19 protein-coding genes are annotated in these 22,636 nt (G+C 50.1%); 4 read left to right on the top strand and 15 right to left on the bottom strand.

The window, feature by feature from the left end; translation table 11 throughout:
- Positions 1 to 21 precede the first annotated feature (21 nt).
- Positions 22 to 828 (top strand): Cof-type HAD-IIB family hydrolase, encoded by an 807-nt coding sequence (locus NST84_RS05965; RefSeq protein ID WP_342564706.1) that lies wholly within the window; start codon positions 22 to 24, stop codon positions 826 to 828.
- 138 nt (positions 829 to 966) lie between these two features.
- On the opposite strand, the gene NST84_RS05960 is transcribed toward NST84_RS05965, so the two are convergent.
- From NST84_RS05960 to cysT, 7 genes are all read right to left on the bottom strand, one after another.
- Positions 967 to 1,548: a GNAT family N-acetyltransferase gene (locus NST84_RS05960; RefSeq protein ID WP_342564705.1), complete on the bottom strand. Its 582-nt coding sequence runs from the start codon at positions 1,546 to 1,548 to the stop codon at positions 967 to 969.
- A 166-nt stretch (positions 1,549 to 1,714) separates the two neighbouring features.
- Positions 1,715 to 1,867 (bottom strand): hypothetical protein, encoded by a 153-nt coding sequence (locus NST84_RS05955; protein WP_342564704.1) that lies wholly within the window; start codon positions 1,865 to 1,867, stop codon positions 1,715 to 1,717.
- 25 nt (positions 1,868 to 1,892) lie between these two features.
- On the bottom strand, positions 1,893 to 2,681 hold the full coding sequence (locus NST84_RS05950) for an MBL fold metallo-hydrolase (protein WP_342564703.1): 789 nt from the start codon (positions 2,679 to 2,681) through the stop codon (positions 1,893 to 1,895).
- Between the two features lie 186 nt (positions 2,682 to 2,867).
- On the bottom strand, positions 2,868 to 3,887 hold the full coding sequence (locus NST84_RS05945) for a sulfate ABC transporter substrate-binding protein (RefSeq protein ID WP_342564702.1): 1,020 nt from the start codon (positions 3,885 to 3,887) through the stop codon (positions 2,868 to 2,870).
- A gap of 70 nt (positions 3,888 to 3,957) precedes the next feature.
- Positions 3,958 to 5,022: a sulfate ABC transporter ATP-binding protein gene (gene cysA, locus NST84_RS05940; protein WP_342564701.1), complete on the bottom strand. Its 1,065-nt coding sequence runs from the start codon at positions 5,020 to 5,022 to the stop codon at positions 3,958 to 3,960.
- 2 nt (positions 5,023 to 5,024) lie between these two features.
- Positions 5,025 to 5,822: a sulfate ABC transporter permease subunit gene (locus tag NST84_RS05935; protein ID WP_342564700.1), complete on the bottom strand. Its 798-nt coding sequence runs from the start codon at positions 5,820 to 5,822 to the stop codon at positions 5,025 to 5,027.
- On the bottom strand, positions 5,819 to 6,634 hold the full coding sequence (gene cysT / locus NST84_RS05930; protein ID WP_342564699.1) for a sulfate ABC transporter permease subunit CysT: 816 nt from the start codon (positions 6,632 to 6,634) through the stop codon (positions 5,819 to 5,821). Before cysT ends, NST84_RS05935 begins: the two co-directional genes overlap by 4 nt.
- A gap of 195 nt (positions 6,635 to 6,829) precedes the next feature.
- On the opposite strand from cysT, the gene NST84_RS05925 reads away from it, so the two are divergent.
- Positions 6,830 to 7,231 (top strand): secondary thiamine-phosphate synthase enzyme YjbQ, encoded by a 402-nt coding sequence (locus NST84_RS05925; protein WP_342564698.1) that lies wholly within the window; start codon positions 6,830 to 6,832, stop codon positions 7,229 to 7,231.
- Positions 7,232 to 7,379: 148 nt separating this feature from the next.
- Here NST84_RS05925 and NST84_RS05920 read toward each other — a convergent pair whose 3' ends face one another.
- From NST84_RS05920 to NST84_RS05910, 3 genes are all read right to left on the bottom strand, one after another.
- The gene (locus NST84_RS05920) at positions 7,380 to 7,961 is read right to left on the bottom strand and encodes a TetR/AcrR family transcriptional regulator (RefSeq protein ID WP_342564697.1); all 582 of its coding nucleotides are present in this window, start codon (positions 7,959 to 7,961) and stop codon (positions 7,380 to 7,382) included.
- Between the two features lie 3 nt (positions 7,962 to 7,964).
- Positions 7,965 to 8,597: a YigZ family protein gene (locus NST84_RS05915; protein ID WP_342564696.1), complete on the bottom strand. Its 633-nt coding sequence runs from the start codon at positions 8,595 to 8,597 to the stop codon at positions 7,965 to 7,967.
- Between the two features lie 125 nt (positions 8,598 to 8,722).
- On the bottom strand, positions 8,723 to 10,078 hold the full coding sequence (locus tag NST84_RS05910) for a glucose-6-phosphate isomerase (RefSeq protein ID WP_342564695.1): 1,356 nt from the start codon (positions 10,076 to 10,078) through the stop codon (positions 8,723 to 8,725).
- Between the two features lie 297 nt (positions 10,079 to 10,375).
- On the opposite strand from NST84_RS05910, the gene NST84_RS05905 reads away from it, so the two are divergent.
- The gene (locus tag NST84_RS05905; RefSeq protein WP_342564694.1) at positions 10,376 to 11,281 is read left to right on the top strand and encodes an NAD(P)-dependent oxidoreductase; all 906 of its coding nucleotides are present in this window, start codon (positions 10,376 to 10,378) and stop codon (positions 11,279 to 11,281) included.
- A gap of 121 nt (positions 11,282 to 11,402) precedes the next feature.
- Here the strand turns inward: NST84_RS05905 and NST84_RS05900 are convergent, their stop codons facing one another.
- From NST84_RS05900 to tkt, 3 genes are all read right to left on the bottom strand, one after another.
- The gene (locus tag NST84_RS05900) at positions 11,403 to 12,923 is read right to left on the bottom strand and encodes a M14 family metallocarboxypeptidase (protein WP_342564693.1); all 1,521 of its coding nucleotides are present in this window, start codon (positions 12,921 to 12,923) and stop codon (positions 11,403 to 11,405) included.
- A 175-nt stretch (positions 12,924 to 13,098) separates the two neighbouring features.
- Entirely contained in the window at positions 13,099 to 13,416 is a 318-nt protein-coding gene (locus NST84_RS05895) for a pyrimidine/purine nucleoside phosphorylase (RefSeq protein ID WP_342564692.1), read from the bottom strand.
- A gap of 33 nt (positions 13,417 to 13,449) precedes the next feature.
- Positions 13,450 to 15,498: a transketolase gene (gene tkt / locus NST84_RS05890; RefSeq protein ID WP_342564691.1), complete on the bottom strand. Its 2,049-nt coding sequence runs from the start codon at positions 15,496 to 15,498 to the stop codon at positions 13,450 to 13,452.
- 328 nt (positions 15,499 to 15,826) lie between these two features.
- Here tkt and NST84_RS05885 point away from each other — a divergent pair, with 328 nt between their 5' ends.
- Positions 15,827 to 16,465, top strand: a complete 639-nt coding sequence (locus NST84_RS05885) for a hypothetical protein (protein WP_342564690.1) — start codon at positions 15,827 to 15,829, stop codon at positions 16,463 to 16,465.
- Positions 16,466 to 16,514: 49 nt separating this feature from the next.
- Here the strand turns inward: NST84_RS05885 and NST84_RS05880 are convergent, their stop codons facing one another.
- Positions 16,515 to 20,351, bottom strand: coding sequence for a hypothetical protein (locus tag NST84_RS05880; protein ID WP_342564689.1), 3,837 nt, complete (start codon positions 20,349 to 20,351; stop codon positions 16,515 to 16,517).
- Complete coding sequence (locus NST84_RS05875) at positions 20,345 to 22,636, bottom strand: hypothetical protein (protein WP_342564688.1); 2,292 nt, start codon at positions 22,634 to 22,636, stop codon at positions 20,345 to 20,347. The genes NST84_RS05880 and NST84_RS05875 overlap by 7 nt, the downstream gene beginning before the upstream one ends.

Here is a 22,636-nt window from a genome sequence, read left to right as displayed (position 1 = left end):
AACCCTTAGGAGAGAACGCGAATGTACAAATTGATTGCAATCGACATCGATGACACACTGATTAATGATGACAAGGAAGTAACCCCTGCCACACAGACCGCGCTCGAACAGGCTGTTGCTGCAGGCGTTGTAGTTACACTGGCAACCGGCCGCGCTTATGCTTCTGCCCAGGCTATTGCCCGCCAGACCGGCCTCAATGTGCCGATCATTACTTACCAGGGCGCGCTGGTTAAGAACCTGATGGACGAAAAAGTGCTCTACGAGCGTTATGTACCGCAGGACGCAGTGCGCAAGCTTTTCCAGTATTGTGTGGAGCATGATCTGCACCTGCAGACTTATATCGACGACAAGCTGTATGCACGCGAGGAAAACCAGAAGCTGATTGAATATTCCCAGCTGAACCGCACCCAATACTTTATTGAGCCGGACTGGGAGAATAAGCTTGTTCCGCAAAAGACCCCAAAAATGCTCATCATCGACGACCCTGCCTACCTGGACGAGCTGTCCCCGATCCTGCGTGAGCTGCTGGGCGATTCCGTTCACATCACTAAATCGAAGCCACACTTCCTCGAGATCATGCATAGCGAAGGCACCAAAGGCATTGCGCTTGAATTCCTGGCCGCCCACTTCGGCTGCGAGCTGTCCGAAACGATTGCTGTCGGCGATTCCTGGAATGACCATGAGATGCTGGAAGCAGCCGGTCTTGGTGTGGCGATGGCCAATGCCATTCCTGCCCTTAAGGAAATTGCAGATTTCGTCACCCTCAGCAACAATGAAGACGGCGTGAAGTATGCGATCGACAAGTTTATTTTGAAGACAGTAGAATAATTACTCCTATACAAAAGGGTGCGCTGCCGCCGGTTCACAAATCAACCGGCGCAGCGCACCCTTCTTTTTTGTTGCCACTCCTCTCAAGTCCGGTCGGGGTAGCCCTCTAAATCCCCTTAGTAGTGTCCGGTCTTCCGGCTAATATTCGGCTCCGCGCACCTTTGCATACACCTTGCTGTCATGCAGTTCCCCGTCAAAGCCGCGGGTGTTGAGCCGCAAAATACCATCCAGCTTATACCCGGCGCGTTCCGCTACGGCTGCACTTTTGGCATTAAGGCCACTGCAGCGGATTTCAATCCGGTTAGCTTCAAGCTCCTGAATAGCGAAATTCGTGATCGCATGGACCGCCTCCGTCATATACCCTTTTCCTGAACAGGCCGTTTTGATCCAGTATCCCAGTTCAAAAGAGCGGATATCCCAGTCAATATGATGAAGTCCGCTGCAGCCGATAAACGTTCCGTCAATCCTGTTATAGATGTTCATATGCATGTTAGAGCGCTTTAAGTAATTGATCCGCGCTTCCCGTGCATAGATTTCAGTTTCCTCAGGCTTCTGCGCCTTTTGGGCAAAAATCATCCACGGCTTCAGCTCCTTCAGACTCTCTATAATCGCCGCGTTCATCTCCGCCCCGTCACCCCAGCGCGCAGCCCGGATCAGCAGCCTCTCCGTCTCTATACTCTCAGGAATATCAAGCAAAATCGGAATTACCGGTTCAGACATATCGTCAACCTCCTCTTGTCTAATCAAATCTCCTTTCCGGAATTATATTTGGAAAACCTTTTTATGGAAGTGATTTATCTTATGTGCCGGAATCAAAGGCATTTATGCCCTTCATTTCCCTCATTTGGCCGTCTGCGCCGGAATCAAGAGTATTTATGCCCTTCATTTAGCCCATTTCGCTATCCGCGGCGGAATCAAAGGCATTTATGCCCTTCATTTCCCTCATTTGGCCATCTGCGCCGGAATCAAAGGCATTTATGCCCTTCATTTCCCTCATTTGGCCATCTGCGCCGGAATCAAAGGCAATTCTGCTTTTCATTTAACCTCTTTAAGCCATCTGCCCCTTAAACCTCACTCTGCCCGCGCCCCAGCGCAAGCCTCATCCCCGTAACCGCCAGCGTAACGCCCTCCGGCAAAATGTAGTCTTTACGGATGTCAACGTCATGCGACATATGCGTATAGACGGTGCGGGCTGGCTGGACTATCTTCAGCAGCTCTGCCGCTTCCGTCATATCATACACGGAGCGGGTGGACAGCTCAGCGGCTTCATAGTAGAAGCTGGTGCCCAGCACCAGCAGATCAGCTCCATGCATGGGAGCGTACTCCTCCGGTCCGAGTGAGATGGAGTCTGAGCAATACACCCACGTATACTCAGCTTTCTCCAGCTTGTAGGCGTAAGAGTAGCCGTTCTTGCCGTGGTTCACCCGCCAGGTGCTGATCTGCCAGCCGTCCAGCTCAATCCCGTTATCGCATGGAATCATATCAATGTGGCCCCCGAGCCACGGGTACTGCCGCAGAATAATAGGAATTACCTCGGCCGGAGCATATAGCTCTCCTCTGTAGCCCATCCAGCGGCAGGCATCCGCCCATTCCGGCAGCCCGCCGATATGGTCGAAATGGGCATGGGTAATCAGCAGCCTGCGCATATGGCGCAGCCCCTGCAGCTCCATCTGCCGCCGCCAGTCCGGCCCGCAGTCAATCGCAAAGAAATCACTGCCGTTATCTATAAGCACGGATGAGCGCAGCCGGGCATTCTGCCCGCCTGTTCTGGCCTCCATGCAGGTCTCACAGCTGCAGTACACCCGGGGTACGCCCATTGCATCGCCTGTCCCCAAAAACACCAACGTATCCATTCGTCCTCGCTCCTTCAGTTCAAACAGCTAAGATTAGTAACCCTCATTATAGTACATATCGCGGTTCATCTCATCCACTCTCTCCACTCCGCCCCGTTGTCCGCATCAAAAAAAGCCGCCCCTCAACCCTGGAGGAACGGCCCTGCTTCTTCACTTAATCATACCCACCAGCCAGCCTTCCAGCCGCTAAATCCCCGCCAGCACCTGATACCAGACGCCGCGCTTGGAATACAGCGTCTCCCGGACTTCCGTCCAGCCGCCGAGGTAATCTATACCGAACAGCCCGGCCGGAACCGGGTAACGGCTCTCATTGGCTGCATATACCTGCTCGTTCACCGGACGGAAGCCGTGCTCGGCAAACGCTTCCTGCGCAGCAGGTGTCGACAGATAGTCGACCAGCGCCTCGGCAGCTTCCCGCGTGCCCCGCTCATCGACATATTTGTCCACGACAGCCGCCGGATTTTCAATCAGAATCGTATCTTTAGGGATGATTACTTCATACTTCACGCCCTTGGCGATCCGCGCCAGCAGCTCATTTTCATAGGTTACGATGACATCCCCTACGCCGTATTCAAAAGCCGCCATCGAGGCCCGCCCGCTTTTATCCAGAGATTCCACGTTGGCGTGTACCTGCTCCAAAAAAGCTTTTGCAGCCGCAGGGTCCTTTACCCCGGTCTGCTCCTCGGACATCTTCAGCCCCGCTCCATAGATCGCGTTGATATCCCACTGCGCTCCGCCGGAGGTCTTGGGGTTGGGATAGAGCACCTTCACACCCGGCTTGGCCAGATCGGAGAAGTCCTTGATTCCCTTCGGGTTGCCTTCACGCGTCCCCAGTGCCACCACTGAACGGGTAATCATGCCGTCCGCGCCGTGCTCCTTCCAGGTATCCGCCACCAGTCCCGCTTTGACCAGCTTCTCAATATCCCCTTCAAGCGCGAGCAGGGTTACATCCGCTTCAAATCCGCCGGCAATGGCTCTGGCTTGTGTTCCCGAAGCTTCATAGGATTCCTGAAAAACAATCGTCTGGCCGGTCTTGGCCTTCCAGTCCGCTGCGAACAGGGGCAGAATGTCAGCCATCGCATCTTTCACCACGCTATAGGCTCCGACTACCAGAGTAATATCTCCCTGCTGGGGAGCCGCTTCACCATCCACCGTTTCCTTACTGTCTCCGCAGCCGGCCAGAGCCAGTGCGAGCAATGCCAGCATTAGGGCTGCCAGCCATCCGTGCAGTTGTCTGCTCCTTTTGTGAACCCTCATACCGGCACACATCCTTTACTTAGATAAACACAGGCATCGGATCTTCCTTCAGCCCGTTTTCCTGAATCCAGCTGCGTTCGTCATTGAACAGGTAGGCACGGTGGACCAGCACGGAAATCTCCTGGCCCGGTGTAAGTGTCTCCTTCTCAAGCGACCGGTAGGTTACCAGCTTGTGCCCGTTCACTTCTACCTCGACCAGCCACTCGCTGCCGCGGAAATGCAGATGCTTCACGACGCCTTGCTCAGTGGCTGAAGCCATTTTGAACTCGTTCAGATGACCTACCTCGATGTATTCCGGACGGATCAGCGCCTTGGTCGGCTTTCCGCCGCCCGCATTCTTGAAGCCCTTCAGCTCGCTTGCGCTCTCGATCAGTGTCGATTCACCGATAAAGGTTGCCACAAACGGCGTCTTCGGCTCTTTGTAAATATCCCACGGAGTACCCTTCTGCTCCAGCCGCCCCTGATTAATGATCATGATCTCATCGGCCACTTCAATCGCCTCATCCTGGTCATGCGTAACGAAGATCGAGGTGATCCCGACACGCTCAATCAGCTCACGCAGCCATGAGCGCAGCTCCTGGCGGATCTTCGCATCAATTGCCGCGAACGGCTCATCCAGCAGCAGCAGCTGCGGCTCAGGCGCAAGCGCCCGGGCAAAAGCGACACGCTGGCGCTGCCCCCCGGACAGCTGATGAGGATACCGCTTTTCAAACCCCTTAAGTCCGGTAAGCTCAACGAGCTCAGTAACCCGGTCACGGATCGTATTCTTGTTCGCCTTCTTGACCTTCAGCCCAAAAGCGATATTTTCATATACAGTCATGTGCTTAAAGAGCGCGTAGTTCTGGAACACAAAGCCGATTTCACGCTCCTGCGGCGGAAGATTGTTAACCGTTTTGCCATGAAAAATAATTTCACCGCTATCCGGTGTTTCCAGGCCTGCCAGCATGCGCAGAATCGAGGTTTTGCCGCCGCCGCTTGGGCCGAGCAGGCCAATCAGATGACCTTTGGTAATGCCGAAATTAACGTCCTTCACGGCGTGAAAATCTCCAAAATGCTTATTTAGTCCCCGAACCTCTACATGCATCCCTAATGCACACCCTTTCTTCTCTTACTCCATTCCATAAGCAGCAGCAGACCTGCGGAGAATGCCGCCAGCACCAAAGCCACACCGCCCGCAGCGGTTACATTAAAGTTCTCTACATCCTGGTAGACCAGCGTAGTTGCAGTCTGCGTCTTATTCATAATGTTACCCGATACCACGAGCACGGCCCCGAATTCACCCAGCGAGCGGGCAACCGTCAGGATGACGCCATAGATAACCGCCCAGCGGATCGAAGGCCAGGTCACCTTCCAAAAGGTCGTCCAGCCGTAAGCCCCGAGCGTCGAAGCGGCTTCCTCCTGCTGTGAACCAATCTCCTGCAGCACCGGCATTACCTCGCGCACCATCAGCGGGAAGGTCACGAACAGTGTAGCAATGACCATGCCGGGAAAAGCATAAACAATATTGACCCCGATTTGTTCAAAAAGCGCTCCCAGCGCGCTGTCCGGACCGAGCAGCAGCACGATCATCAGCCCGCCGATAACCGGCGATACAGCATACGGCAGATCGACAATGCTATTCAGCAGCCCCTTCAGCCGTTTGCCCAGCCAGTTGGCCCGTACCAGATACAATGCCAGCATAATGCCAAATAGAGTATTGAGCAGCGTAACTACCACTACGACGAACCCCGTCATCATTAGCGCATGCAGCGCCTCCGGCCTCGACAATGATGCCCAGAATCCGCTGAACCCGCCCTTGAACGCCTCAGTTGCCATTTTTCCCAGCGGGGCGGCAATCAGCAGAATGAATACAAGATAGGTAAGGATAATCCATAGTCTTCTCATGATCTTCTCCCCCGCATCTGCAGCAAATTAATCAGCCAGAGAATCAGGAAGGACAAGGTCAGCAGAATGACCGACACCGCAGCGGCACCAACCGGGTTATCACTTTCCACTTCACCGAAAATAAAAACGGAAGATACCAGTGTCCGGCCCGGAATATTGCCCGCTACCAGCACAACTGCACCGAATTCGGCCAGCGCCCGGGAGAAGGCCAGCATACCGCCGCTAATCATCCCCGGAGCCATAGAAGGCAGAATCACCTGCCGGAATACCCGGCTGCTCTTAGCACCCATCGTATAGGCCGCTTCTTCCTCGGAAGGGTCAAGCTCCTCCAGCAGAGGCTGTACCGCCCGGATCACGAACGGGAATGTTACGAAGATCATAGCAATGACAATCGCCGGCTGATGGAAAACAATCTCGAAGCCGAGTGACTCAGCCAGCCTGCCAATCAGACTGCCCGGCCCCAGCAGCAGCAGAATCATCAGGCCCCCGACTGCCGTCGGCAGGGCAAAGGGCAGATCAACCAGACTGTTCAGCAGCGCCTTACCGGGGAAACGGTAGCGGATCAGCACCCAGGCAATCATGGTGCCCAGCAGGACATTTATGACCGTAGCAATGACCGCCAGCTTCAGTGTTAGCAGTACGGATTTCCAGGCAATCGGGTCGCTTACAGCTTCGATAAAGGTGCTGAAGCCAAGCGAAAAGGAATTGTAATATACGCCGAGTATCGGCAAAACAATCAGCACTACAAAGTACAATAAAATCGTTGTGCGAAATCCCCACGTCCAGCCCTTGTGTCTAAGCAGCGAATTCAATTGATGCGTCCTCCCACCTCCGGATATCCGGTCGGTATAGTAGCCATTACGCCCATAATTATTCCTATTAATATACTTGGTATTATAATTATCACTACTTTACCAAAGCTGATTGTGTCCGTCAATTACTTTCGTTCATTTTGGGGTAAACTATAATATATTCATTGTAGAAGGCATTAAGGAGGGGGTACCATTATGCTCCAAACTATTGAAATTTCGACCAGTAAGCGGGACGAGTTACGTGATATAACCCGGGAAGTAGCCTCTTATGTAAAAAAGAGCGGTGTGCGCAGCGGAATTGCCGTTGTCTACTGTCCACACACCACTGCAGGTATTGCCATCAACGAGAATGCCGATCCTGATGTTAAGCATGATGTGCTGATGAGACTGGATGAGGTCTATCCCTGGGAGCATCCGAAGTACCGCCATGCCGAGGGAAATACTGCGTCCCATTTGAAATCTATCACTGCCGGTCCGTCCCAGAGCATCATTATTCATGAAGGTGCGCTGCTGCTCGGCCGCTGGCAGGGCATTTATTTCTGTGAGTTCGACGGGCCCAGACACCGCCAGTATTATGTAAAGATCATCGAGGGATAGCATTTTCTGCAGAAAAATGAAATAAATGCGGCTCCGCCATTTCCGGGCGGAGCCGCCTCTATGCAATTTATAGCTTCTATAACACTTTCACTATGCAAAGTTATACCAATGCACAGCCCTAAAGCGGAAAGCCCGACAAAAGAGCAACCTAGAGACTGCGGCTGAGCACCTTGATATGATTAAGGGCTGCCGGTTTAACATCTTCAAATGATACTTTATCCTGGATATAATAAGAAATAAATCCGTGGGCGGACAAAAACAACGTCAGCGGAACACTCTGCCAATCCTCGGAGACATAGCCCTCTTCTTTCATATGCCTGCGCACAATACTTGCGAATAACTCAAAACATCGCCCCTGTTCTGCACGGCAATAAGCCAGAAGCTCTTCATCCCGGATCATAAACATAATCTCATACTGATGCGGGTGATCGAGTCCAAAACGGATAAATTCCATCACCAGCTGCTCCACCCGGGTCATGCCCTGTTCAGGAGGGTTATTCATTGCTTCACTAAGCAGAGCGGCCACATGATTGAAATCTTCAACCACAATGGCGTAGAATAGCTCCGCCTTTTCTTTGAAATGATAATAGAGTGAGCCATGGCTGTATCCCAGATGCTGTCCGATGCTGCGCATTGAAATTGCACGGTATCCTTTGGTGATAAACAGATGCCTGGCCGCCTCCAGAATCCTCTCTCTCGACAACTCCCGCTCCACTGCTCTTCTTGCCATCATTTATTCCCCTTCGCTAAAGTAAAGCCGCCGCCCTTCTGTAACCAGCGCTTGCCCCTGGGTAAGATCCGTTATCCATGCTACAAAAGCGTCACCTTCATCGTTTCGCGGCAGACACAGCAGCGTTACTGTATCCGTAAAGGAGGTTTCCCCGGTTTTGGTGCCTTTGGCACGCAGCTCATTCTCGACCTTGCCCAGCCACGTGTAGTCAATCTGCACGAAGATCTCGCGCCTCAGCACCCGGGTAATTACTTCTCCAGCCTCAAGCGCCAGCACAGCGCCGTCAGCGTATGCCCGGATAAGTCCGCCTGCCCCCAGCATAATGCCTCCAAAATAACGGGTAACGACGATTGCCACATTTTTAACTTGTTGGTTGCGGATTACTTCCAAAATCGGTTTCCCGGCCGTTCCACTCGGTTCCCCGTCATCTGACTGTCTTTGAATTTCATCTCTTTCGCCAATCATGTAAGCAGAGCAGTTATGCGTTGCATTGCGGTGCTGCTTCTTGATGTCTTCGATAAATTGCATAGCCTCTTCTTCATTGTCCACCGGCATTACATGGCCGATAAACCGCGACTTACGAATTACGACTTCCCGGGACCCGGGAGAACGCACCGTCCGATATTGTTCAAGCATCCTTAATCCAGTCCTTACCTGTATTTAATAACTTGATATAGTTTAGGAGCAGCCCCGGTATGGATAACCTATGGACTGCTCCCAATTACTACATGATATGAATGATCTGCGTCTGTGCTGTAGTGCTATTCAGTAAGTCTGGATTCCAGCTCGGCTTTTTCTTTTTCGTAGCCCGGTTTGCCCAGCAGTGCGAACATGTTCTTCTTGTACGCTTCCACACCCGGCTGGTCAAACGGATTAACGCCAAGCAGGTATCCGCTGATCCCGCAGGCTTTTTCAAAGAAGTAAACCAGATAACCGAAAGTATATGGAGTTTGGTCCGGAATGGTCACAACCAGGTTCGGCACTTGACCGTCTGTGTGCGCCAGCAGCGTTCCCTGGAAAGCCTTTTTGTTAACAAAATCAACCGTTTCACCAGCCAGGAAGTTCAATCCGTCAAGATCGTCAGCGTCGCTTTCCAGCGTAATGTGGTGACGAACCTGCTCAACCTGGATAACCGTTTCGAAGATATTGCGGTTACCTTCCTGAATGAACTGGCCCATGGAGTGAAGATCTGTCGAGAAGTCAACAGAAGAAGGATAAATTCCTTTGTAATCCTTGCCTTCGCTTTCGCCGTACAGCTGTTTCCACCATTCGGAGACAAAGTGCAGGGAAGGCTCGTAGTTAACCAGAATTTCTGTAGTCTTGCCTTTGCGGTACAATGCATTACGCACTGCAGCATATTGATAGCTCTGGTTAGTAGCTACATCCGGATTGTTGAACTCATCGGCTGCGGCTGCGGCACCCTGCATCATTTCTTCAATGTTAATGCCTGCTACAGCAATCGGCAGAAGTCCTACAGGTGTCAGTACGGAATAACGTCCGCCTACATCGTCAGGGATGATGAACGACTCGTAGCCTTCTTCAGTAGCCAGCTTCTTGAGTGCGCCCTTCTCCTTGTCAGTAGTAGCGTAAATGCGTTTGCGTGCTTCTTCCTTGCCGTATTTCTTCTCCAGTGCTGCACGAAAAATGCGGAACGCAATTGCCGGTTCAGTGGTTGTCCCGGATTTGGAGATCACGTTAACAGAGAAGTCTTTGCCTTCAACCAGGTCAAGCAGGTGCGTGATGTATGTAGAGCTGATGTTATTCCCTGCGAAGTATACTTCAGGCGTCTTGCGCTGTTCCTTAGGCAGGTTATTGTAGAAGGAATGAGTAAGTGCTTCAATTGCAGCACGCGCTCCCAGATAAGAACCACCGATCCCGATAACGATCAGAACATCGGAATCACTCTGGATCTTCTTGGCCGCTTCCTGAATACGGGCGAACTCTTCCTTGTCATATGCGGTCGGGAGATCGATCCAGCCCAGGTAATCGGAGCCGGCCCCAGTTTTGTTATGCAGTTGCTCATGGGCTAGTTTAATCGGAGCAGCAAAGTAGTCAATTTCATGCTGGTTAAAGAAGGAAAGTGCTTTGCTGTAGTCAAAATTAATCTTTTTAGACATCGGTTATGGTAACCTCCTGTTTATCTCTTTGAATTTGACACCGTTTGTTACAACTTTATAATCTAGGATACTTTAATTTGCCGGGGCTGGCAAGGTCTTAGAGCACATCCTCCGGCTTTTAGGGTATGTTTTTGAAAGTTACATGAAAACGTTTTCCATCCTGACATGGTTCGCCTTCCCGGTGGAACAACCCCAAGTGCCGTGATAGAATGGTTAAAACACAGCTGGAGGAATGAAACCGGCGGACAAGCCGTTTCAGCTCCGGCAGCGAACCTACAGAGTGAAGGCGGAGATGGAATGAAACAAATCGGCTTTATCGGACTCGGAACCATGGGTGCTCCCATGGCGGAAAATCTGCTGAAAGGCGGATATCAGGTTACGGTATACAACCGTACGTCGGCTAAGACCAAGCCCCTGGAGGAAGCAGGCGCTGCTGTTGCAGCTACCCCGCAGGCGGCAGCACAGGACAAGGATGTTATTATTACCATGATCAGCAATGACGATTCGATCCGTGAGGTTTTTTTCGGGGAGAGCGGTATTCTGGCCGTGCTCAAGCCGGGTGCGGTCATTATTGACTCCAGCACCATTTCTCCCGGACTGGTCAAAGAAGTTGCGGCAGCCGTGGAAGAACGCGGCGGCAGCTTCCTTGATGCGCCTGTAACCGGCAGTAAACCGGCAGCGATTGAAGGAACGCTTGTGTTCATGGTCGGCGGAGATGCCAAGGTTATTGAAGAGAATCGTGACCTGTTTGATACAATGGGCCGTCTGCTGCTGCATATGGGTGAGAATGGCAGCGGTGCAGTCGCCAAGCTGGCTCATAATACAATGGTCGGCATTCATAACGTTGCCCTTGCCGAGGGCTTCTCCATTGCCGTAAAGAACGGTGTTCCGGCAGACAAGTTCCTGGAACTGGTCCAGAACGGCTCTGCAGGCAGCAAGCAAGCTGAGCTGAAAGGCCGTAAAATCATTGAGAATGACTTCAGCAACCAGTTCTCGCTGGCACTGATGCTGAAGGATCTCAAGCTGGCTTCAGCGCTCAGCGATTCCACAGGTGTACCTGCCCCGATGCTTGGTCTGGCCAAGAGCATGTTCCAGGCTGGGTTTACGCAGGGCTACGGGGATGAGGATTTGTCCGCAGTAGTGAAAACTTACGAAGAATGGATCGGCCGGAAGATCGGTTCTGATGCTGCAAGCCAGGAATAGGCTTGTTCCCTGGTCTGACCGGCAGTTTGCCGACCGGGTATTTAATAAATGCATTTAAAGAGGGTGTTTCCTAGCCGCGATGCGGCCGGGAAGCACCCTCTTTGTGCTGATAACTCATCGATTATAACTCCGAGCTGTTTGCCGGCTCCGGTATGATTTGACCCGAGCCTTCATCTTCAACTATCACGCCCTGCTCGTGATCCCCCACAGGCCACTGCAGCTCGGCCATCCGTCCGTCAATCCACCAGTTCCCGCCCGGTGTCCGGGCCAGCAGCCAGTTGCCCCATCTGCCCGATACCTGAACCGTCTGCGGTTCCAGGATCACTACTTTAGGAGCATAAGTATCCGGGTATTTATATGCCGGTACACTCACCTTCAATTCAGCTGCCGCCGCTATCTCCTCGACTATAGCCATCTTTCCAGGAGCGGGGTGAATCCAGCCGGTGCCTTCATCCGCCCGTACCTGATACCAGTCACCTTTTTTGGCGGTTACCTGAAGCATCTGCGGCTGTATACTAATACCGCCGTTTAAGGTCCCAATCTTTGAATACAGCTCTGTTCCGGCCAACACACTCATCGGCTGCTGAAGATACTGGACCTTCTGTTTGTTCAGCCATAAGGAATAGGACTGCATTGCGGAATAGAGCCCTACTGTCCGGTTATCATTCCAGACGCTTGCAAACTGGCTTAACGGCACATTGCTCTCTCCGGCGTATTTAGCTATTTCAATGGTATAACCCGGACGGCCAAACTCCTGAATGAACCAGTCCTTGTACCCTCCGCCTGAAGGATTCTTTTCCGGTGCTACCAGCGAATATCCGGTTATCCGGCTCAGCTCTCTTGCCATCGCCTGATCGCGTGCCACATTGCTGCTCAAGGTATTAAAATGCCAAAAAATGATCTCGCCGGAGCTATGGTAAGAAATCGTTACTTCCGGATCGATCCGGTATGTAAAATCCATCATAAGCTGGACTTCCGGCGCCTGCGCAGGTCTCTGCCCTTTATAATTCTGATATTTTGGAAACGAGCCTGCATTTTTAATAGCGTTCCAGTTCGCCGGATATTGGCGGTTGAGGTCAATACCCTGCATGTTCGCCTTCCAGCGGGTAAAGTTTGAACTGTTGCCGTTATAGAGTCGCAGCGTCTTGGCAAGCTCTGCCGACAGTCCTGCCGTCCCCTGCTGGGACAAAGTAACTCCGTCAGGGTTCACCATCGGCACGATCCAGATGCTCACTTCGTCCAGCAGCCGGCGGACATTGTAATTAGCAATATTCGTATTGTTAACGTAGGCCCCCGCATAAGTATCGATCATTTTCATCAGCACCGTGCTGGTCATCCATTCTCTGGCATGATGAGAGCCGTTCAGGAACAGTACAGATTCCCCTCTGCCCAGCTTCACAGCCCATAGCTGCCGCCCGTATGGGCTCTGTCCCAGCGACTCCATCGATACCAGGTCCGGATGCGCTTTCACTAACCGTTCAATATCTCTCTGCATAATAGTATAGGAATATACCTGATTGGGATTCACAATCGCATCCGCTGCTTCCGCCGGTTTTATTGCTAATACCAGAGTCAGCAGCATGCATCCCCACAAGCCTAACAGAACTTTATGTACCCGCCTGTCCCCCCACGAACGTTTCATATTTTCGCCTCCCACTATTCTATTTACTCTAGCAGCTAGTGGAAGTATATGAGAATGTTGGGATATCGTCAATATTCAACATTTTCTGCGCACAATTCAGGAATGCTGAACTTGTCCCAAAAAAAAAAAGAAGCCCTGCGATTAAGCAGAGCTTCTTTCTATAGTCCAGATGAAATTACAGGTTCGGGTAAGAACAGCAATAATCAGTTAATGCGAATACTTCCAGCGCAAACTTGGAGTTGCCGGGAACGTGGAACGTTTCAGCACCTTTGATTTCTTTCCAGACGTCAGTACCGGGAAGCAGTACCTTCAGATCACCGGACAGAATTTCCATCGTTTCCGGACCTTCCGTACCGAATTCATATACACCCGGCAGCATGATGCCAAGGGTTACCTTGGTGCCATCCTCCAGAATTACGGTGCGGCTGGTTACTTTTCCATCATAGTAAACATTGGCTGCTTTTTGAACTGTTGCGTTGGTAAACTGACTCATGCGCTATTCTCCCCTTTATGTTGATTCCGTCTATTATAGCAGGGCTTTAACGCGGCTGACTACATTTTCTACTGTAAAGCCATATTCTTTCATTACGATATCGCCAGGCGCGGAAGCACCGAATGTAGTGATACCGAGAATGTCGCCCTGATCGCCTGTGTAACGCTCCCAGCCGAAGGTCTGTGCCATTTCAACTGCCAGACGCGCTTTAACCTCAGGCAGGATAACGGAATCGCGGTAAGCCTTGTCCTGTTTCTCGAACAGATCCCAGCTTGGCAAGCTGATTACACGCACATCGATGCCTTCTTCAGCCAGAGCGGCCTGAGCTTTTACAGCCAGCTGCACTTCTGAACCGGTAGCAATGATCTGCGCCTGCGGAGTACCGTTCTTGGCATCAGATACAACATATCCGCCGCGTTTGATGTTCTCACGCACACCATCTACAGTTCCGGCAAGGATCGGCAGATTTTGACGGGTAAGCACCAGTGCCACAGGGTTAGCTGTGTTCTCAAGCGCATAAGCCCAAGCTGCGGAGGTTTCGTTGGCATCAGCCGGACGGATTACAGTCAGACCCGGGATAATACGCAGGGAAGCCAGCTGCTCGATTGGTTCATGGGTAGGGCCGTCTTCACCGACAGCGATACTGTCATGAGTCAAAACATAGGTTACTGGCAGCTTCATAATGGAAGCCAGACGGACAGCCGGACGCAGATAGTCGGTGAATACGAAGAACGTTCCGCCGAATACTTTGAGACCGCTGTGCAGGGCAATCCCGTTCATTGCTGCAGCCATACCAAATTCGCGTACGCCGAAGTAAATGTTGCGGCCGTCATAGGATTCGGAAGTGAATTGGGTCAGGCCTTTCAGGTGAGTCATTGTGGAGCTTTCAAGGTCAGCAGAACCGCCCACGAGCTGCGGAACTCCGGCTGCCAGTCCGTTCAGTGCATTACCGGAAGCAACGCGTGTGGACACGGCTTTGTCTTCTGCTGTGAAGAACGGAAGCTGTGCATCCCAGCCTTCAGGAAGTCCGCCGTTGATTGCTGTTTCAAACTGTGCTGCCAGCTCAGGATATGCTTCTTTGTAAGCTGCAAATTTCTCGTCCCATGCTTTATTTGCGGCAATCCCTTTTTCCTTCACTTCAGCAAAATGTGCACGAACTTCATCCGGTACAAAGAAGTCCTCTTCATATACCCATTTGTAGAAGTCTTTAGTCAGCTTCGCTTCGTCAGCACCCAGCGGGGAACCGTGCGTACCGCCATGGCCGCCTTTACCCTGTTTGTTCGGGCTTCCGTAGCCGATAACCGTTTTAACTTCGATCAGGGTCGGTTTGCTTGTGTCTGCCTGTGCATCAGCAATAGCCTGTCCCAGTGCCGGAAGATCGTTACCGTCCTCAACGCGCAGAACCTGCCAGCCGTAAGCTTCAAAACGCTGTGCAACATTCTCGGAGAATGCCAGGTTCAGCTTGCCGTCGAGCGAAATATCATTGGAATCGTACATTACAATCAGCTTGCCCAGCTTGAGGTGTCCGGCCAGGGAAGCAGATTCCGAGGAGATCCCTTCCATCAAATCGCCGTCGCCGCAGATTGCGTATGTGTAGTGATCGATTACATCATGGTTGTCTTTATTATAAGTAGCAGCCAGCTGAGCTTCAGCCATTGCCATACCTACTGCCATACCGATACCTTGTCCCAGCGGGCCGGTAGTCGCATCAACACCTGCAGTATGACCAACTTCAGGATGGCCCGGAGTCAGGCTGCCCCATTGGCGGAACTGCTTCAATTCTTCCATTGGCAGGTCGTATCCGCTCAGGTGCAGCAGGCTGTACAGCAGCATGGAGCCGTGTCCGGCGGACAATACAAAACGGTCACGGTTAACCCATGTCGGGTGATCCGGATTATGGTTCATTGTTTTGGCAAACAGTTGGTAACCCATCGGTGCGGATCCCATCGGCATACCCGGGTGGCCGGAATTAGCTTTTTCGATAGCATCGATAGCCAGCGTACGGATTGTGGTAATCGCCAGGTTATCCACCGTCGAATTTTCTTCCTTATGGATCGCTTGCTCTTTTGCCTGCTCAGTCATTAAAATAATCCTCCTCTAAATCAAGAATGTCATTTTGACTATTATTGTATCACTAATGCAGAAGCATTACCAATTGTTTTTGCAGAACACAAGCTCTGAACAGCTTATATTCTGCGTAATCCCGCCGGACTATGCATTGGCGCATGCGCAAATATCATCTGGCCGCGCCCGCTGCATACTGGTCTCAAGACCAGGTACTTAGCCTTTAGTCTAGTTTCAGGTTAAGACTAAAGTTTGTTTCCCGGAGCTGGATTATACAGTAAGATGAAGTTACTAAACGAGGTTTTACCGGATTATCCATAACTTCCAGCAGAAAGGAATTCAGAGCATGCATGTACGCAAAAACATCTACATTGTACTGACCGGAACGGGCACAGCCTTCAGCGGCTTAATTAAATGGTTCACCAAGGCTGAATTGAATCATGCTTCCATTGCCTTTGACCGCGGACTGCAGGAGGTATACAGCTTCGGCCGGAAAAAAGTGCATAACCCGTTTGTCGCCGGACTGATCCGCGAGCATTTCGAGCATCCCTTTTACAATACGGCAGATTGCGCTATTTATGAGATGAACGTGAGCCATGAGGAATATGAAACGATGCACAACCATGTGCAGGGCATGATGGAAAATCAGGAGCGCTACAAATATCATCTGCTCGGCCTGATCGGAGTGCTGCTGAACGTAAAATTCGACCGGGAGGACGCTTATTTCTGTTCGCATTTTGTCGCCTCGGTCTGTGAAGAGGCCTCCTGCCGGCCGGTGGCTAAGCCATCCTGCTTCGTGACACCCGAGGATTTCGCAGAGTCGCTGTGCGCGAGTAAAATCTACAGCGGCAAGCTGTCCTACTACATGCATCTCACCCAAGGCACTGCTTACATAAATACTGCAAAAGTACCTGCCTCTGCCGTAGCAGCCTCTAACGCGCGCAGACTCCTGCTTGCAGAAGAACGGGCCGAGGGAATCGTCTAGCGATCCAGCCTCAGTCCGTGTTTATATAGCTATACTCCTGCAAAGACTACTATTTAATCCGGTGACTCTGAAAATAATCCTGCCAATCTCCCTGTATCGTCACCGTCACAATGTCTGTTTTGGTGTTGAATGTATTCCTCGCTGTAAAGGTAAACGTAACTGGCCCACCCGGCAGCTTATCGAACGAGGAATCGTATAGCTCACCGCTCCACAGCGTCTTGCTGCTGTCATTCGCAGCCAGCACAGTATGATACCCTCCTGTCATTGTGACCTCAACGGTATCCGGCATCCCTGTTGCATTCGCCTGCAGCACAAAGCTCTCCCCTGCCCAAAAAACGCTATAGCCCCGCGGACTCTCTGCTGTTCTGCTTTTTTTCATATTATAAGCCTGCCGGTTACCGTTCCATTCCGCCGTATGCCGCACAGCGCCTTGCACAGTCAACAGGTTGACCATAAAGTACTTGCGCGGAGACACGCTGCTCCAGTTAAACCCGTCATACACCTCGATCTCCACAGCGTACTTCTGATTCTCTGCCAACGCTCCAGCGGGAATCTGCCACTGCTGCGCGGATGAAGTCTGTTCCCCTGACTGTACAGTGACTGCACCAGTAGCCGCATTAATAATCCTCAGCTTATAGCGCTGCTGCGCATCCCCGTCCTCATCCTGATAATCCCATTTCATCACAGGAGTAAGTGTGTTCATTACAGTTGGAGTGCTCTGGCTGCTGCTGCCCGGATACGTGAAACTTGCTGTTGGAATGCGGTTGGCCACTGTAATCGTCTGTGTCAGCTCCCTGCTGAGCCCGAGCGAATCTGTTACAACCTGCCTTACGGTAAACGTGCCGTTGGTGCTGAACTGTTTAGTAAAAGTGCTTCGCGTACTGGACAGCCCTTCCGTACCGCCCGACGGCTTAAGATAATATTTGTAGCTGATAGTGTCGCCTTTCAGGATATCCGTATCAGTGGCTGTCCCGTTAATGGTTAGGATATCGGTCCGGTGGATCGGTACAAGCGCTGCATTGCGTCCGGTATTCGTCATAACCGTGAAGCCCGGCTGCGGCGGATTATCGATAATAAACGTTTTTTCATTGGATGGTTCAGACCAGGACAGCTTTGAATAGGCCCTGCCGTAAACTGTAAAGTATTCAAACCGTTCAAAAGTCAGATTTGGCACCTGATATTGCCGTACAGATCCAGCCGGGTCTGAGTTCTCCACACTTTTGGCAAGGATGCTGTCCTTAGTAAAGAACTCCAGGCGGTACTTTTCCTGTACATCATTCTCCGGGTCAGAGTATGCCCACTCTATCAGCGGATCTCCCTGCAGCTCAGCATCAATAATGGTTGGATTGGCAGCTGTCCCCGCAGGCCGGTTTAATATCATCGCCGGTGCCAGATTGGGTACCACATTAACATCTAATGAGGCAACATTTGATTTAGCACCAATCTGGTCAATCGCCCAGTGCTCCAGACGGTAAATACCTGTTTCCGGGAAATTCACTGTAATACCTGGAGTAGTGTAGCTTTTTATTTGCCCGCCGCTGTCTGTTACCTGCCAAAAATACCGCAAAGAACTTTGATCAGCCGTATCAGCGTCATAATCCCCGGAAATGTATTTAACCGTATCGAACTGGTATGCATTAACCGGTCCCTGAATAGCTGCTGTTGGCGCATGATTCAGCACTTTAAAAGGGCGTGTTGCTGTTGAGCTAAGTGCCCCGTCTGAGGCTGTTAAAGTCAGCTCCCAAGGGTTCGCGATAACCTGTTTTGGCGTAAATCCATATAAATTAATCAGACTCTGAACCGTTACTTTCTGGCTGCTGCTATTGCCCACATAGTAATTAGCACCTTTATAATTTGCATTCCATGTGAGGGCAACCTTATCGCCGTCTTCATCCGGATTCGGTGTAAGATTCTCGATTGCTACAATATCATCCCGATAGATTTCGATTAGCATAATAAAGTTGGCCACAGGCGGATGATTCATCACCTTTACCGTTTGACTGTAGGCATTAGACCAAAGTCCGCGGCTATCACGTACCTTAAGAGTAAGCACATAACTGCCTACGCCATAAGCAGCAATATTAGGTGGTGTACTTGCTACTCCCGTATAGGACCATACAGTCTGCCATCCGTCTTTGACTACAGACCATTGATACGTATCCAGCGGATCGTTGTCCGGGTCAAACGACTTATCAGTGATAGCTGTTGCTTTCCTGTAGGATACAATACTTGGTTCGACTGTAAAAAGAGCTACCGGCGCAAGATTTCCTGCAGCTGTTCCCACTGTCCGGACACACCAGTCACTCCAGACGCCAATCGCCTTGTCCCCGTCCATATCACGCACCCTGAGCCTGATCGTATAAAGCTCTGTTGCAGACAAAGCCCCAGTAGGCACGCCGTCTGTCCAAAGCTCCGCGTCTCCTTTTTTATATTGATATTCCCGGGCAGTTAATCCTTTGTCCGGCCTTGCAATATGGTCAAGATCATAGGAGCTGTCCGCTAACTGCAAAGCCCCGCCTGCTAATTTTGCTGAAAACTGGGCTATCGGCTTCCGGTGGACCTGAAATGATAATTGCGTTACATTTTCTCTCCCCCACATCCGGTATTCCGCGAAACGATCGTCTGCTAGAGGGTTGTCACGCGGCTGATAGGTTGCTATGTAGAGGCCCGTCAGTGAAAAGGATTCATACGGCGAGCCCCGCCAGGTTTCCTGATCCGGCAGTAGTCCCATGCTGTTATCAAAATAATTAGGATTATGCTGGTATTTATACCGCTCAGCAATTTTGGGATCTCCTTCATAATCGGTATACGTTGTACTATTTGTAATTGGCGTATTTATAAGGACGAACATACTCCTTTTCAGCCTCTGCCTCACCTTAAATGTCATTGATGCAGAGGCTGAGGTGTTTGACGGATCAACAGCCTTCACTGTTAACGTATAATCACCAGGCGCAATAGCATCTGTTATGGAGTCAATCGGAATGGAGAACCGCTTATTGGAACCAGCCTGAAGAACCGTCGTTTTCTTGTAAAGGACATCTGGAACCTCAATACTAACAGTTACATCGTTGTTATCCGCATCCTGTACATATCCCTCGATGTTAAGAGCGCTCAATCCGGCATCATTTAAAAGGGTTTGACCGCTGGGAGTCGTTAATGATAGCGTTGGCGGGGTGTTAATCTTTAGATCTAAAATAAACTCTTTTTGAATATAAGCCATATTCGACCCTCCACCTGTCGAATAATGCTCCTGATGACTATCACTAAGCTGCACAGCAAATCGGATTTTAGTTGCAGGTCCCTTCAGACTGTACTGATATGCCCAGGGATCAGCTTTGGCCTGTTCGTACTGGTCAATGGCGCCCTCTACTATATTGAGATTCACATCCGTGTCATAGTATTCATGAAATGCCCGTTCGCTGGTGTTATCCCACTCCGTTCTTCTAGTCTGTCTGAGCGTCTGATAATTGTATAATCTTGGGACATCCCAAGCATAGTAACCATAATCCGTTTCGGGAACATCATCTCTGACATCCATTTGTACATTAAATTGCACCATAGATGAATAATAAGAGGTATCGGTTTCAATGTAACGCTGGAGTCTATACGCTACTGGCACAACAGTGTAAGTAAACTCTTTGGTAGTTTTATTATAAGCAAGGTTTGTAATTAACGTCTCCGGTGCGTCAACCTGGATCTTTCCCCACCATGTACCATAAAAATGGTAATTCTTAGTCTCACTCCAGGCTGGAACCACTACATCTGCATACTGAATGATATTAGTATCCAGAGCAGCTGCCTTAGGCGGTGATACCGGAAGATGTTCGGGTGACATGGATATCAGCATGGACAAGCAAAGGAACACATATAAAATCCGTCTCACCATGCCCAGCCCCCTTCCGGCGCCAGGTTAAGCACTTCCACTGTTTTTTGATCCAGATCCTGCCCGCCTGTATCCGCAAAACGGCGGTCTGCCGCTGTAACATACGCTTCGATTGTAGGCTGGCCGAATCCTTCATATGCAACATGACGGATTTCATATTTTCCTACCTGTGTTAATACCAAATTCAGCCGATGCTCATTAGCACCGCTGAAAGTAACCCAGCTTTCATCAGCAAAGCTGCCGTCATTGTCCGAATCATACCGGTATTCCCAAGTCCGCCGGGTAATGTGATCCCCGTCCGGGGAATACGATAAATCGTCTATGCTGACTACTGCTTTATTTCCGTTGGCAGGATCGCGGTAAACACGCCCTGGAATGGATATGTACATGACTGGGGCATCATCCGGCACAATCTCAAAGGTCTGTTCAGTTGTCGCACGATATCCCAATTTGTTCTCTACATAAATCGTAGCCTTATATAACCCTGGTTCTTTAAAAAGGACTTCCTTATATGTAGTAGCTAACAAAGAACCGCTGTATTTAATTCCGGCATCCGTGCCTCCATAGCCTGGAACAGCACTAATGGTAATCTTACTCTTGTTATAATCCAGCGGATAATGCTTAGGGCTTGTACTCCGATCCTGAATGATAACCTTGCGGTTCTGCTTGAGGGTCCCGCTAATTTCAAGCTTTGCTTCCGGGATCGGTTCAACAACATAGACAAAGGTTCCTGCACTGTCCGTTAACATATCTTTATCCGACACGGTTAGCTTTACTGTGTTCTGCCCTAGTTTTGTATTGGGATACCATAACGTAGCTTGCGCCCCGGTGGATGAATATCCCTCAAAAGTAGCGCCAGCCGATTCAAAGTAGTAGCCCACAATATCTCCATCCGGATCATAGGAACCCGAACCATTTGCCTGAAACTCCTCTCCCGCTTTAACAAGGGGCGGAGCAAAGAGTGAAGCTACCGGGGGCTTACCTTTAGTTGATGGAGGGACGGGATCCATTTCTATGCTTGGTTTATGCTTGTACACCTCAACTGTGGCACCTAATTCTACTGGTAAATATTCAATCTTTCCTGTTTTCGTGATTAGAGGATTAATTAATCGTGCAATGGCAGTCAGCTTGTACTCCTGCTGATATTTATCAGGGACACTGGCTATTTTTGAGGCGGGTATCTTAAATTTAAAAGGCTGACTTGTATTTTTCAGTGTTTTTGTATAGCTTTTTTGCGTGGTAGAGGTTGTACTCTCTGCCTCTCTGGCATAAAACACCCACTCCGAAATATTTGAAACATCGGTATAGTTGGCAATATCTCCGGTAATGGTGAGCTGCACCTCTACATCTGCGTTAGCAAATTTATACGGATTGGGATCTGGCTTTAAGACATTGACATACCCGCTGATCGAAGGACCCTCCGGCAAGGCATAATCAAAGGTAACGTTGCCTGCGTAGCTGTAGGTGGTTAGTTTGGCGGTGGCGGAATAATTATAGAGCAAAGTCACATAGTATAGTCGCCCTTCGACCCAATCCCCCTTATCAAAATGTTCTGGCACTTGTTCGGCCCTAAAGCGTCTAGAGGGAATAGAATATTTCACTATAACCTGATCGTTTTGAACATCTACAGTTGCTGAATCTTCCAAAAAACCTTTTGTTTCAAGTTTAATACTGGATTGTACAATGCTGCTGTAAGGGACGATTGTTCCATCATCAGTTAACCATGTGGCTGTACTTGGATCTGCGGGTCTTGACTTTGTTGTTACTGGTGTAACTGGGGGAAGTTCTGATGGAGTTACGCTATCTGCAGCTTTGACGTCATAGGTTTCATTAGTATCTCTGGAAGGAATATAATTATTGATTTGCCAGCGTCTTCCGTCAGAGTAACGCCAGATGGAGTTTCCGGGTACACTCTCAAAATTTACATACTTGATAGGTTTTCCAGGTAACTGTAGTGTATCTTTACCAGTAACAGTATATGTTCTGTCCTGTGCATTGCCCTTGAGAATAATCTTTACTTTTCCATTTTCAATTGAAATTGAGCCAATTAAATCATTATTCCCATTATATTTTAACGTATTAGTTTTGATAGCAGATGCACTAACTCCACTTGGTAAATCAAGAATGAAGGTCTTGGCACTATTATCAGAACCTGTCAATCCTGTTTTAGTAGGTATCGCCACAGAAGTAGTCTTAGTATCGGCTGCATAAACAAACTGATTTATAGGTGAAATTAGAATAACTATAGTAACTATAAAAGTAGTAAACCATATTAATATATTTTTCAT

Origin of the sequence: Paenibacillus sp. FSL R7-0345 (assembly GCF_038595055.1) — a bacterium.
Lineage (GTDB): Bacteria > Bacillota > Bacilli > Paenibacillales > Paenibacillaceae > Paenibacillus_AQ.
This window is presented reverse-complemented; position numbering and strand designations above follow the sequence as displayed.